10 protein-coding genes are annotated in these 13,339 nt (G+C 67.8%); 7 read left to right on the top strand and 3 right to left on the bottom strand.

The genetic code is table 11. The features are described 5' to 3' along the window. Nucleotides 1-201: 201 nt before the first annotated feature. Nucleotides 202-1,326: an FUSC family protein gene (locus CNR27_RS08925; RefSeq protein WP_096298069.1), complete on the bottom strand. Its 1,125-nt coding sequence runs from the start codon at nucleotides 1,324-1,326 to the stop codon at nucleotides 202-204. Continuing rightward, on the bottom strand, nucleotides 1,323-1,742 hold the full coding sequence (locus tag CNR27_RS08930; RefSeq protein WP_199730928.1) for a MarR family winged helix-turn-helix transcriptional regulator: 420 nt from the start codon (nucleotides 1,740-1,742) through the stop codon (nucleotides 1,323-1,325). The genes CNR27_RS08925 and CNR27_RS08930 overlap by 4 nt, the downstream gene beginning before the upstream one ends. Before the next feature lie 572 nt (nucleotides 1,743-2,314). Between CNR27_RS08930 and CNR27_RS08935 the strand changes: the two genes are divergently transcribed. Beyond that, entirely contained in the window at nucleotides 2,315-2,905 is a 591-nt protein-coding gene (locus CNR27_RS08935) for an NADPH-dependent FMN reductase (RefSeq protein ID WP_096300475.1), read from the top strand. Between the two features lie 338 nt (nucleotides 2,906-3,243). On the opposite strand, the gene CNR27_RS08940 is transcribed toward CNR27_RS08935, so the two are convergent. Beyond that, nucleotides 3,244-3,669, bottom strand: coding sequence for an FKBP-type peptidyl-prolyl cis-trans isomerase (locus CNR27_RS08940; protein WP_425435514.1), 426 nt, complete (start codon nucleotides 3,667-3,669; stop codon nucleotides 3,244-3,246). Nucleotides 3,670-4,079: 410 nt separating this feature from the next. Between CNR27_RS08940 and CNR27_RS08945 the strand changes: the two genes are divergently transcribed. From CNR27_RS08945 to CNR27_RS08975, 6 genes are all read left to right on the top strand, one after another. After that, on the top strand, nucleotides 4,080-5,180 hold the full coding sequence (locus tag CNR27_RS08945; protein WP_096300477.1) for a Gfo/Idh/MocA family protein: 1,101 nt from the start codon (nucleotides 4,080-4,082) through the stop codon (nucleotides 5,178-5,180). A gap of 421 nt (nucleotides 5,181-5,601) precedes the next feature. Beyond that, nucleotides 5,602-6,042, top strand: coding sequence for a DNA methylase (locus CNR27_RS08955; RefSeq protein ID WP_096298077.1), 441 nt, complete (start codon nucleotides 5,602-5,604; stop codon nucleotides 6,040-6,042). A 558-nt stretch (nucleotides 6,043-6,600) separates the two neighbouring features. Next, on the top strand, nucleotides 6,601-9,747 hold the full coding sequence (locus CNR27_RS08960; protein WP_096298079.1) for a TonB-dependent receptor: 3,147 nt from the start codon (nucleotides 6,601-6,603) through the stop codon (nucleotides 9,745-9,747). A gap of 147 nt (nucleotides 9,748-9,894) precedes the next feature. Beyond that, a complete protein-coding gene (locus tag CNR27_RS08965; protein WP_096298080.1) occupies nucleotides 9,895-10,650 on the top strand; it encodes a SapC family protein in 756 nt (251 codons plus the stop codon). 25 nt (nucleotides 10,651-10,675) lie between these two features. Beyond that, the gene (locus CNR27_RS08970) at nucleotides 10,676-11,677 is read left to right on the top strand and encodes a cupin-like domain-containing protein (protein ID WP_096300479.1); all 1,002 of its coding nucleotides are present in this window, start codon (nucleotides 10,676-10,678) and stop codon (nucleotides 11,675-11,677) included. Nucleotides 11,678-11,689: 12 nt separating this feature from the next. Further along, on the top strand, nucleotides 11,690-13,225 hold the full coding sequence (locus CNR27_RS08975; protein WP_096298082.1) for a tryptophan halogenase family protein: 1,536 nt from the start codon (nucleotides 11,690-11,692) through the stop codon (nucleotides 13,223-13,225). Nucleotides 13,226-13,339: the final 114 nt, after the last annotated feature.

Raw genomic sequence — 13,339 nt, forward strand, 5'->3', positions numbered from 1 at the left:
CGTGGACAGCACGCGGCGCCGCGCCCCGGGTCAAGCGCACGCACCCGTTTCTCGGCTGTGGCAGGCCATTGGGCCGCGTTGTCCCCACTGTTGCCCCAGGCTGGCCACGCCGTATCCCGGATCAGTCGCGGCGGCGGTCAGGCGCTGCGCAGGCCGGTGCGTTCGCAATGGCACCGGTCCGTGTTCAACGATGCGGGGTGTTCAGTGCCGGCCAGAGGTCTGCTCGCTGTGGTGGAGCTGCAGATGCAGGCGGTCGCGCTCGGACGACAGCAGCACCAAGACAGTGAGGCCGATGACGGCACCGGCAATGGTGTCGACGACGCGTTCGGCCACCATCCCACTGCCCGCGGCCGTGGGCGCTGCAAGTGCGGTCATCAGCAGCGCCATCGGCGTGACCAGGACCTGGCCGATCGCGTAGTTGCGGCCGATGACCAGTTCTGTGGCCACTTGTATGAGCGCGAGCACGCCGATGATGGTCCACGCTGACGGCTGCATCGCCAGCAGGCACCCCACCAGCAGCGCGCCGATCGCCGTTCCCACCACGCGCTGCAGCGCCCGCTGGAGGCCGAAGTGCAGCCGTGTGGCCTGCAGAACCGCAAGCGCTCCCATCGCCGCCCAGCCCGGATATGCCGCGCCTGCTGCATGGGTGACAAAGGCAGCGGCCGCGGTACCGACGATGATCCGCCCCAGCACGAACCGCCATTGCGCGGGTGCACCTGGCGCGGGCGAGGCCATGGTCAGGCGGCGTCGACGTGCCGGGTCCGACAGGGCGCAGACCAGCCAGGCGACCAGCGCGGCCACGGCGGTGACCGCGATCCGTTCCAGGAGTTGGGTAGTGGACAGCGCCGGCGACATCGACGCGCTCGCCGCGAACACGAAGATCAGTGGCCCCGGCGCGCCGAAGCGTCCGGCTTCGCAGGCCAGGAAGAACACGCCGCACAGCAGCGCCAGCACCAGCAACTGCAGTTCCAAACCCAGGCCGAGCCATGCAGCCATGGACATGGCCGCGACCGAGCCGACCTGAAGCAGGGCCACCCGCAACATCTGGGCACGGCGTTGCGCGGCAGGAGCGAAGCGCGCGAACAGCGCCACCAGGGCGCCCAGCGAAGCAAAGCCGACCAGGTGCGGCCAGGGCGAGAGCAGGGCAAGCGGCAGTACGATCAGGGCCGCGACGGCGGCCTGTGTGCCTGCGGCCAATGCATCGCCGATGGGCGCGCGCGGTGCCAGCGATACGCTGTCGCGCAGGTGGTAGCCCTGCAGCAGTTGGCGCATTGCGTCGCGACGACGGATGCGCGCGGCGGACGTGGTGCCGGGGGGCGGATTCATGGCGCTGGCTCGGCGCCGCTGTCCTGCAGTGCGCGCAGACGTTCGTCGATGCGTTCGAAGTGCCCGAGCATGTTGGCCAGATCGGAATCGGAAATGCCTTCGAGCATGCGGGTCTCATGCCGCAGCAGGGTGCGGCGGATGGCCTGCACGCGCATCCGCCCGGCGGCGGTCAGGTACACCCGGCGCGCGCGGGCGTCGGCCGGATCCACGCGGCGCTCCACCAGCCCCTGACGGCCGAGGATGTCGAGCAGGCGCACGAGGCTGGACCCGTCCAGGTTGATACGTGCCGCGAGCGCCTTCTGGGTGATGCCGTCGCCACTTTCGTGCAGGTGCACCAGCGGGACCCAGGTGGCATCGGTGAGCCCGGCAGCAACGAGTTCGCTGTCGAGCACCTGGCGCCAGCGACGTGCCAGCACGGCAAAGCGGATTCCGAAACGAGCGCGTGGGGACGATGCCGAAGGTAAAGCAATCATCGACGAATCCTAGAGACATATGATTTGCATTGCAAATCAATTTAATTGCGTGCACGCATCGATGGCGGTGGATGGGGAGCGGAGCGCTCTTCGCTTGCACCGCGACTTCGGATGACAGGGACGTCCGGTCCAACCCCGACCGGCGCAGCGCCTGCCGTTGCAGCTACCGCAGGATTCCATCGGGCGCGCTGATGGTGGGTCCGGCCTCCAGCAGTCGGCGCATCAGGCGCGCGCACGATCGTTACGCGAGATCTTCTGGATCGGGCCGCTCGGCATGCCCTGATGCATCTGGTGCCGGCGTTCCGGGACTATCCGGCCGGACCGTGCGCGACCGCCACGGGTGATGGCGCCTCGAATGCAGCGATTGCGCTGCGTCCGCCATTGGGGCTCCGGTGGGGCGGCACCTCGTGTTTGTACGGCGTTGTTCCCTCGGAGCGTAAGTCCGCGTTGCATACCGTTGCACGAACGGTGCGATGATCAAGGTCCACTGTCGCCGCCACCTTCGGAGCACGCTCATGTCCGAACGCATCCTGGTGTTCTACGGGTCCTATCGCGCCGACCGCATGGGCATCCGGCTGGCCGACTATTGCGTGCGGACACTGCTGGCCCGGGGTCACGACGTCGAGCTGATCGACGCGAAGGCAGTTGACCTGCCGATGCTGGACCGGATGTACAAGGAATATCCGCAAGGCCAGGCTCCCACGGCAATGGAAGTGCTGGCAGAGAAGATCCGGGCTGCCGATGGCTTCGTGTTCGTCACCGGCGAGTACAACTGGGGCGTGCAGCCGGGCCTGAAGAACCTCACGGATCACTTCCTGGAGGAGTGGTTCTGGCGACCCGCAGGCGTGGTCAGCTATTCGGCCGGACGTCTGGCCGGTGCCCGCGCGAACGTCGCGTGGCTGGGCACGCTGTCGGAGATGGGCATGGTGGTGATTTCCAGCGCCGTCAACGTCGGGCCGATCGCCAGGACACTCGACGAGCAGGGGCAACCTGTCGGCGAGGCCGGCAAGTCGCTGGAGAAGAGTTTCGCCCGCTTCGCCGATGACCTGGTCTGGTGGGCCGAGGCGGCGCGCCTGCAGAAGACGCGCCGGGCGCCGCCGTACTGAAGTCCGATCGGCGCGCCGGAGAAGACGGCCGCGGCCATCGACGACGATGCCGGTCATGCGTGGCGATCCGCGCTGCGCTCCAGAACCAATTGACGCGGCGAGCCGAAGGCGCTGCGCGGAAGACCCGGGGGCGGGTGTGAATCCGGTGTCGGGGGCTTCCCGAACCTCATCGACGGCGCGTTCGGCCAATCCGGCCTTGGTCGGCGGCTCCGGATTGGCCGTCGGCGAGCGCTGTTGCGCGGTGCTGGGCGACGACATCGCAGGATGCGTCGGGCACCTCGGCGATCTGGCCGCCGACGACCGCTGCCTCCGGAGGCTCGGCATGTATCGATCGCTTCCTATTTCCTGATGTCGAGCAACTCCACTTCGAACACCAGCGACGCACCGGGCGGGATCACCTTGCCGGCGCCGCCCGTGCCGTAACCAAGCCATGCGGGAATGTGCAGCTCCCGCGTTCCACCGATCTGCATGCCGGCAACGCCCTCGTCCCAACCCCGGATGACGCGGCCGGCGCCGAGTTCGAACACGAAGGCTTGGCCGCGATCGTGGGAGCTGTCGAACTGCGCGCCGCGCTTGTCGGCGGCGTTCTGGTCGTAGAGCCAGCCGGTGTAGTGCACCGCGACCTCGTCACCGGCGGCGGCTGGCGTCCCTTCGCCGACGGTCACGTCGATCCGCTGCAACGCGTCGACATCGCCGCCGGTGTAGGGCGGCGGTCCGCCGCAGGCAGCGAGCAGCAGAGCGGAGAGGACCAAGGCGTGGCGGATGGGACGAGCGCGCATGGGAGGCACCGGGACAGGGCGCCAAAGAATATCCCCGGCGCGGCGTGTCGGTGGCGGCCCCACCAACCTGGTGCCCTGAGATAATGCCTGGTCGGCCGGTGGATGGGGCACCTGCGCGTGATGGACATCGCGCTGGGCGGCTTCATCCGATGCGGGGTTCGGATGACGCGCCCGGGAAGCGGATCCGACGGCCGTGCCAGTCACCGCCTCCCCCTGCATCGCCGCCAGTCATCGACGCAAGCGGGCACGCCACCACGGCGCCGACTCCGTTGCCCAGGAGGACCTATGGGAGGACTGCCGTTCCGCAGATGCATCCGATCTCGGCCACGCTGCTACGATCAGGCGCTCCTGATGGCAGCGGAGGTGGCATGGAGTCCAATCGCTGGTCCAGCGGCATGTCCCGCCGCCGCGCCCTGCAATCCCTGGCGCTCGCCGGCGCCGCAGCAGCATTGCCGCGCCGCACCGCGGCGGCCACCCCCGCGCGTCGGCTCGGCGTCGCCCTCGTCGGTCTGGGCGGCTACAGCACCGATCTGCTTGGGCCCGCACTTCGGCTCACCCGGCACTGCCGCCTGGCCGGCCTGGTCACCGGCTCGCCGCACAAGATCGCGAAATGGCAGGAAACCTACGGCGTCCCCGATGCCGCCATCTACGGCTACGACGACATCCATCGCATCGCCGACAACCCCGACATCGACGTCGTCTACATCGCCACCCCCAACCATCTGCACAAACCGCTGACCCTGGCCGCGGCAAACGCCGGCAAGCATGTCTGGTGCGAGAAACCGATGGCGATGGATGCTGGCGAGGGCGAAGCTATGATCCGGGCCTGCCGCGACAATCGCGTGCAACTGGCCATCGGTTACCGCATGCAGCACGAGCCCAATTCGCGACGTTTCATGGAGATGGCGCGCACGCAGCCGTTCGGGGGCATCGTGCAGCTGCGCGCGGATGCCGGCTGGTTCGGCTGGCGCCAGGGCGCGGATGACGCATGGCGCCTCGACCCTGCGCGCGGCGGCGGCGCGATGTACGACATGGGGGTCTACTGCGTGAATGCCTCGCGCTACAGCACGGGCCTCGAGCCGGTGGCCGTGCGCGCCTGGGACGAAACCACGCGTCGCGACATCTTCCAGGGCGTCGACGAGACGATGCGCTTCACGCTGGAGTTCCCGGGCGACATCACCGCCGCATGCGTGACCAGTTTCGGCCGCGACCTCAACACCCTGCACGTCGACTGCGAACGTGGCTGGTACGAGCTGTCGCCGTTCCAGTCCTACGACGGCAACGTGGGCCGCGCCAGCGACGGTACGCGCTTCACCGCGCAGCTCGGCGCCAGTCCGCGCATGCAGGCCGAACAGATGGACCAGGATGCGCTCGCCATCCTCGAAGCCCGGCCGCCGCGTGCGCCGGGCGAGGAGGGCCTGCGTGACATGCGCGTGCTCGATGCGGCGTTCGCGTCGGCACGCAGCGGCGGCGAGCGCGTGCGGATTGCCGGGTAGGTCGAAGCTGCCGCAGCGGTGCACACGTCCATGGGGCGCGTCGCAGATACCCATGCAGGCAGCTACCCGATGCCTCGCCGCACCGACCTGGATTGGGCGGTCGAGGCCGGACCGGCGACGCGGCGGCGGGTGGCGATTGCACGAGCACTGCGGGCGCGTGGGCGTCCGGCCACGCCATGACCTGGGCCAGGTGGCCGCCGGATGGCCCGGCAAGGGGCGCACCGCAGCGGGCCCCGACCAGGCGCCCGTGCCAGGGCGACCGACCATGGCCGAAACGATCGCAGGTTCGTCATTCGACGGGATCCATTCCTTCGCCACCGCGCGCCTGCAGTTTTGACCGGCCGTTTCCCTTGTGCCAGCCATCATGCGCGGCCTCGGCGGCAGGATTCGCCATCCACGCATCCCCGGAGCACGTGCACGCATGCGTCGCCAGCTGTCGCCACCCGACCTCGGCTTCGCGGTCGATCCACACGACGAGTCCTCGCTGTTCAAGTGGTTCCTCGCCAGCTTCCTGTTCGGCAACCGCATCTCGCAGGCCATCGCCGCGGAGACCTGGCGCGTCATCGTGGACGTGCATGGCCACGACACGCCGCGCAAGCTGGGCGCCTGCAGCCATGCCCGGCTTGTGCGGATGCTGGGCGAGGGGGGCTACCGGCGCTACGACGAATCCACGGCGACACGGCTGTCGCTGGTGTGCCGCACGCTGATCGCCGACTACGACGGGCGCATCAGTGGCATCGCCGAGAAGGCCGGGGGACGCGAGGGCTTCGAGCGGCGATTGCTCGCCTTCAAGGGCGTGGGGCCGGTGACGCTGGGCATCTTCATGCGCGAGGCCGGGGCGGGCCTGTTCCCGCCAGAATGATCCGCCTGGTTGCCGTGCCGACTTGGCCTGGCGCTTGCCGGACGCGTTCTAGGCGCCAGCGCTAAGCACCGCGGAGGCGCAGTCTTCTTGGCGCTGCGGGTGTCTTCCCTGGCTGCGCTGCCCGAAAGGGTTTCCGATCAGCCAGCCACTGTCGCCGGTCGGCCCGTGGCAGGCAGGAAGTGCGCGGGCGATGTCTGGAGCTGCAGACGCCGTGTTGCATTGCACAGTGACAAACCCTCGGAACCGCTATAAACCTGCGGCCATGAAGTGGTAGCGCTATCACCACGGCGTCCTTCAGGGGGCAGCCCGCGGGTCCTGGACGGCATGTGCGGCCATTCGCACACCGCCCGGACCCTGTCGGAGGCGGTGGTGTACGTCGTGGGGTGAGGGACGTCGAAGCCGCGTGCACGGGCCAACGGCGGTGTGGTTCAGGAGAACGCTGGAAGGAAAGATCCCTGCGGTGCCGTCATGTCGGCGCCAACAGCGGGGTGATGCGTGATGAGTGCCGGGAGCGTCTGCTCGCGGTCGTTCGAATCTCGGTGCTAAGGAAGAGAGCCAATGAACCTGAAGTTCAAGCGTTTCAAGTCGACGGCGATGTTCACGTTCGTTGGCGGCGTGCTGATCATCAACCCCGCCTTCGCGCAGAATCCGCCACAGCCGCAGGCCGGCGGCATGACGCAGACCTCGCCACGGACGTCGCAGCCGGAGGCCACGGATCTCGACACGATCACGGTCAACGCGATGCGCAGCAGCCTCACCCAGGCGATGGACATCAAGCGCGATTCGCCCGGCATCGTGGATGCGATCAGCGCCGAGGACATCGGCAAGTTTCCCGACACCAACCTGGCAGAGTCCCTGCAGCGCATCACCGGCATCTCGATCGAGCGCCGCGACGGCGAAGGCGCGCAGGTCACCGCGCGCGGCTTCGGGCCGCAGTTCAACCTGGTCACCCTCAACGGTCGCCAGATACCCGGCGCCGACGCCTTCGGTGCAGCCGGGCAGGTCGCCATCGGCGGTGTAGATGGCGGCACGCGGGCATTCAACTTCGCCCAGCTTGCGGCTGAAGCCGTCAGCGGGATCGAGGTCTACAAGACCAGCCAGGCCAATGTGCCGAGCGGCGGCATCGGCGCGACGATCAACATCCTCACCGACCGTCCGTTCAACCACACCGGTGTGGTGGCGAGCGCCGGGGCCAAGGTCGGGTCCGACCGCAGCCAGCCGTTCGACAACGACCTGACGCCAGAACTGTCGGGCATCTTCAGCTACACCAATCCAGACAAGACCTTCGGCGTGGGCCTGAGCGCCAGCTATCAGAAGCGCAAGGGTGGCTCCGTCCAGGCGACCGAGAACTACTGGAACATCCAGCCCTGGACCGGCACCATGCCGGGCAATCCGGTAGTGGTGAACGCGCCGGCGGTCGGCGAGCTCTACGCTCGCCCCAACGACCTGCGCTACGCGTTCGCCGACTTCGAACGCGAGCGCATCAACGGCCAGGCGGTGGTGCAGTTCGCACCGACCGATGCCGTGACGCTGACCCTCGACTACACCTATTCCACCAACGAGATCACCGAGAACCGCGGCGAGCAGGGCATGTGGTTGCAGAACAGCAATTACACCAACGTCGAGTTCGACACCTCGGGGGCGGTAGCCACGCCCGTCTATATCCGCGAGATCGCCGGCATCAAGGATTTCGGCCTCGAACAGCAGCGCAACATGCAGAAATACAAGCTCGGCTCGCTGGGCTTCAACGCGGCATGGGATGTCAACGACGATTTCCGGCTGACGTTCGATGCGCACAACTCCAAGAACGAGAGCCGGCCCAACGATCCGTTGACCGGTGGCGGCGCGATCTTCGCGAGCATCGCCGGCACCAACAACTGCACCACGGGTCCGCACTGTGGTGGCAGCTGGGTGCAGGAACTGGTCTTCAACCGAGGCCTGCCAGTAGGTACCCAGATCTGGTATCCGACCGACGCGGACGCGGCCGCCGGGACCAACGGCGTCGTCAATCCAGGCTTCGTTGCAGGCGAGATCGGATCCCAGGTGCTGCGCATCAATGCGCAGACGCAGATCAGCGAGATCAAGGCAGCACGCCTCGACGGCGAGTGGATGTTCGAGGAGGGCCGGTTCCAATTCGGCGTGGATACCAGCAAGTCCACCATGCATCGCTTGCAGGCGGCCGAGGCGTATTCCGCCCTGGGCGACTGGAGCGTGGCCAACGTCGACTCCGATGTGGCCGGCGGGCTGATGAACCTTTTGCAGCCGTTCAACCTGGTGGGCCTGTTCGACGACTACGGCATCTCCAGCTTTCCCGCCTGGCGCGGTGACGCGGGGGCGCTGGCCCAGTGGGCGGCGGCGCAGTACGGCGTCGGTCTGGGCGTCAGCCCGCAGAACTCGGCCGACAACCGCGTCGAGGAGAAGACTCACGCGGCGTACATGCAGGTGGACCTGCAAGGCGAACTGGGCGGCATGTCGACCAATACCCGCATCGGCGTGCGCTACGAGACGACGGACGTCACCTCCACGTCGGTCATCGCCATTCCGGAGCGGATCGAATGGCAGTCCAACAACGACTTCCGCATCGACCTGTCCGACGAGCTCCAGCCTTTCAGCGAGAGCGCCAGCTACAGCTACATCCTGCCCAACCTGGACTTCAGCATCAATTTCACCGACCAGCTGAAGGGCCGCGCGTCCTTCAGCAAGAGCATCGCGCGTGCGCCATTCGGCAATCTCTATGCGGGACCGGGTGCGCAGCAACCTTCCGGCTCGGTGCTGCTGGATCCTTCGACGCGTGCCAGCGGCAACTCGCAGAATCCGGCCCTCAAGCCGCTCGAATCGGACAATCTCGACCTGGCGCTCGAATGGTATTTCGCCGAAGCGAGCTACTTCGCGGTGACGTACTGGAGGAAGTCTGTCGACAATTTCATCGGCAACACGATCTCGCAGGAGTCGCTGTACGACCTCAGAGACCCGACCTCCGGCCCCGATGCGCAGGCAGCGTTGGCGTTCCTGCAGAGCTCGGCCTGCGTTGCACAGGTGGGGGCGGCGAATGCAGCGGCGTGTTCGGGCAATGACACCTCGCTGTTCAGCGCGATGGCCCTGCTGCGCAACGATCCCGCGGGTCTGGGCGCGTTCAACGGCACGTCGGCCCAGGCCCTGGCACTCGAGGCGGCGTACGACGTCTACGGCGCGGCTGACGATCCGTTGTACCTGTTCAACGTCAACCGGCCGGTCAATCAGAACGCATCCAAACTGCACGGCTGGGAAATCGGCGGCCAGTACTTCTTCGCCGACTCCGGCTTTGGCATCCTCGCCAACTACACGATCGTCAAGGGCGACGTGGGCTACGACAACTCCGGGGACCCCGGCATCGACCAGTTCTCGCTCACCGGTCTCAGCGATACCGCCAATGCGGTGTTCATGTACGAAAAGTTCGGCTGGTCGGTGCGCCTCGCCTACAACTGGCGCGACGAGTACCTGATCCTCGCCAACCAGGGAGGCAGTCGCAATCCCTACTACGTCGAGCCCTATGATCAGTGGGATCTCAGCGTGAACTACGCGCTGGACGATCACTGGTCGTTCGGGTTCGAGGCAATCAACCTCACCGGCGAGGACGTGCGCTGGCATGCCCGTACCGACGAGCAGATGGTGCGGCTGGTCGACCAGAGCCCGCGTTACATGCTGGGTGTGCGCTACCGGTTCTGACCGCAAGTAGAGGTCCGGAGGTCGTGAAGGGGGCCGCTGCGCGAGCAGCGGTTCCCGGTGCGGCGCACGGGGGTACGGGCAGGCGGCGTGCCGCCATTGCTTGCTATCGTGCCGGGACGGCCGGCGCTATCGGGGCCTGGAGACGAGATGGGACGTTACGAGTTGCTCAACAACGTGGCGCACAGGGATCTGCGCGTCGCCACCGGTTTCGGCCCCGAGTTCGGCGACGACGTGGGAATGGTGCCGGCCTATCCCAGCGAATACGCCGAGCTGCAGCGCGAATATCCGATCTTCTTCCGTCGCGACACGGATGGTCAGTGGGGCTCGGTGGCATTGCTGGGATTCGAACAACGGGAGAACCTGTTCCTGCGCGACGGCCGCTGGAATGCATCCTACCTACCGGGCGCTGCGGCCAAGGGTCCGTTCCTGATCGGCTTCCAGGAGCAGGTGGTCGATGGCGAGCTCCGTCAGGAACCGGTGATCCACGTCGATCTGGATCACCCGCGTGTCCAGAACGCGCAGGGCGAGGCGGTATTCCTGCCGCAAGGCGGCAACAGCCCCTACCTCGAACACATCGCAGGCGTGCTTCGCGGCATCCGCGATGGCACCCAGTTCGCCACGGACATGTTCGCCGCCTTCGATGCGCTGGGTCTGATCCAGCCGCTCACGCTTGCGGTGGAACTCGACGCCCAGCACCGGATCGACGTCAGTGGACTGCACGGGATCGATCGCGAGGCGCTGGCCGCGCTCGACGGTCCCTCGCTTGAACGCCTGAACCGCGCCGGCTACCTGGAAGGGGCATACCTGGTGCTTGCCTCGCTGCACAACGTGCGCCGCCTGATGGCGGAGAAGCAACGCCGCCTGCGCGCGCAGGACGCGGCTCCGCCCCTTGGCCGGGGCTGAGCGCGTGAGCGCGGTGCCCGCGCCGATGCGCACCATCCACGGTTGCCGCGCCGATGCGCTGCCGCTCGACGAACTGCTCGCCGAAGGCACGCCCGTGCTGCTCAAGGGCGTGGCCCGGGACTGGGGCCTGGTGCGTGCGGGCCTGGACTCGAGCGCCGAGGCGATGGCGCATCTGCGCCGCTTCGACGCCGGCCGACCCCTGCAGTACTCGTACGGTGACCCCTCGATCGGCGGGCGTCCGTTCTACAACGACGATTTCACCGCTTTGAATTTCGAAGTGCGACGCGGCGGCCTGGACGACGTGCTGCGTTCGATCGAGGACCACCTCGACGATGCCGTACCGCCCACGTACTACGTCGCGTCGCTGGCCCTGGCCGCCGCCCTGCCGGGCTTCAGCGACGAGAACGACCTCGACCTGGCGGCGCTGGGGATCGGCGCGCCTCCCAGTATCTGGATCGGCAACCGGGTGGTCGCGTCCTGCCACTTCGATGCGCCCGAGAACATTGCCGTCTGCGCCGTGGGCCAGCGCCGCTTCACCGTGTTCCCGCCAGATCAGATCGACAACCTCTACCCCGGTCCGCTCGATCCCACCCCGGGCGGACAGGTGGTCAGTCTGGTCGATTTCGACGAGCCCGATTTCGAGCGCCATCCGCGCTTTCGCGATGCGCTGGCGATGGCGCAGACCGCGCTGCTGGAACCCGGCGATGCGATCTACATCCCCGGCATGTGGTGGCATCACGTGCGCAGCCTCGCGCCATTCAACGTGCTGGTGAACTACTGGTGGCGCCGCTCGCCGGCCTACCTCGCCTCGCCGCTGCCCGCGCTCCACCATGCGCTGTGGACCCTGCGCGACCTGCCCGAGCGCGAGAAGCGCGCCTGGGCCGGCGTGTTCGAGTACTACGTCTTCGGGCCGGGCACGCGGGCGGGGGAACACCTGCCCGTGCAGGCGCGCGACATTCTGGGGCCCATCGACGAGACGCTTGCGCGCCGCATCCGCGCGCGTCTGATCGGTTGGCTCAACCGCTGAGGGGATCGATCGATGGATACAGCACACGCGGCACCCGGACGGATCCGCAAGGTGGTGATCGCCGGTGGAGGCACGGCCGGCTGGCTGGCCGGCTGCGCACTGGCCCACCAGTTCCGCGACCTGCTCGACATCACCCTGGTGGAATCCGACCAGATCGGCACCATCGGCGTCGGCGAGTCGACGGTGCCGCCGATCCGCAACTTCCACCGCTTCCTGCAGATCGACGAGCAGGAATTCCTGCGCGCGGTCGCAGGCACGTTCAAGCTGTCGATCTCGTTCGAAGGTTGGGGTCAGCCGGGCGATCGCTATCTGCATCCCTTCGGGCCGGCCGGGCAGGGCACCTGGGCCACGCCGTTCCACCATTTCTGGCTCGACAGCCGGCGCCGCGGAATGCCGCCATCGACGTTGGCGGACTTCTGCCTCGAGGGTGTCGCCGCGCTGGCGGACCGGTTCTCGCTGGACACCCGGCCCCAGGTCAACTACGCCTACCATCTGGACGCCGGCTTGTACGCGCGGTTCCTGCGCGGGATTGCCGAGCGCCACGGGCTGGTGCGGGTCGAGGGCAAGATCGGCGAGGTCGAGCGGCATGCGCACAGCGGCGACGTCGCGGCAGTGGTCCTGGATGACGGCCGGCGGCTCGAGGGTGATCTGTTCATCGACTGCACCGGCTTTCGCGGGCTGCTGATCGAGCAGGCCCTGGAGACCGGCTACGAGGACTGGAGCCACTGGCTGCCCTGCGACCGTGCGATCGCCGTGCAGACGGAGTCAGCGCGCGGGCCGGTGCCGTACACGCGTGCGATCGCGCACGAGGCCGGCTGGCGCTGGCAGATTCCGCTGCAGCATCGGGTCGGCAACGGCCTTGTGTACTGCAGCCGCTACCTGTCCGACGACGAGGCCCAGGCGCGCCTGATGCACGACATGGAGTCGCGGCCGCTCAGGGAGCCGAGGCTGGTGCCGTTCCGCACGGGGCGTCGGCTCCGGACCTGGAACCGCAACGTGGTGGCGCTTGGCCTGACGAGCGGCTTCGTCGAGCCCCTGGAGTCCACCAGCCTGCACCTGACCATGAGCGCGATCGTGCGCCTGATCCAGCTGTTTCCGTTCGAGGGCATCTCGCCCGCGCTGGTCGATCGGTTCAACGACCTCGGCCGCGCGGAGGCAGAGCACGTGCGGGACTTCGTGATCCTGCACTACCACGCCACCCGACGCGACGGGCCGATGTGGGCGGAGTGCCGGGAAATGGAACTCCCGGCCTCGCTGGAGCAGCGCCTGCGCGCATGGCGCGATCGCGCGCATGCCTGGCAGCTCGGCGACGAACTGTTCCGGGTCGATTCCTGGGCGCATGTGCTGATGGGGCAGGGCGTGCAGCCGGGTCCCCCGCATCCGCTGGTGCGGGGGCTGGGCGACGATGCCCTGCGACAACTGCTCGCTGGCATCCGCGCGCAGATCGCACACGCGGCCGCGGGGATGCCTTCGCAGCAGACGTTCATCGCGTCCTATTGCAAGGCCGGTCCCGGGGTATGGAGTGCAGGGATGCCGGCGCCGGCCTAGTGCTGGCTTGGGCCCTTCCGGAGAGGCCTCGGGCGCGATGTTTCATGCGCCCGGTCAGGGACTGGGCACTGTGTGCGGGGATATGGAGCGACGCCCGTGGTCGCCGCCGATGGC

It is taken from the genome of Luteimonas chenhongjianii (assembly GCF_002327105.1).
Lineage (GTDB): Bacteria > Pseudomonadota > Gammaproteobacteria > Xanthomonadales > Xanthomonadaceae > Luteimonas > Luteimonas chenhongjianii.

Coding starts and splice junctions, on each gene's coding strand:
- CNR27_RS08925 (WP_096298069.1), bottom strand. CDS start 1,326: ATGAATCCGCCCCCCGGCACCACGTCCGCCGCGCGCATCCGTCGTCGC.
- CNR27_RS08935 (WP_096300475.1), top strand. CDS start 2,315: ATGTCCGAACGCATCCTGGTGTTCTACGGGTCCTATCGCGCCGACCGC.
- CNR27_RS08945 (WP_096300477.1), top strand. CDS start 4,080: ATGTCCCGCCGCCGCGCCCTGCAATCCCTGGCGCTCGCCGGCGCCGCA.
- CNR27_RS08955 (WP_096298077.1), top strand. CDS start 5,602: ATGCGTCGCCAGCTGTCGCCACCCGACCTCGGCTTCGCGGTCGATCCA.
- CNR27_RS08960 (WP_096298079.1), top strand. CDS start 6,601: ATGAACCTGAAGTTCAAGCGTTTCAAGTCGACGGCGATGTTCACGTTC.
- CNR27_RS08965 (WP_096298080.1), top strand. CDS start 9,895: ATGGGACGTTACGAGTTGCTCAACAACGTGGCGCACAGGGATCTGCGC.
- CNR27_RS08970 (WP_096300479.1), top strand. CDS start 10,676: ATGCGCACCATCCACGGTTGCCGCGCCGATGCGCTGCCGCTCGACGAA.
- CNR27_RS08975 (WP_096298082.1), top strand. CDS start 11,690: ATGGATACAGCACACGCGGCACCCGGACGGATCCGCAAGGTGGTGATC.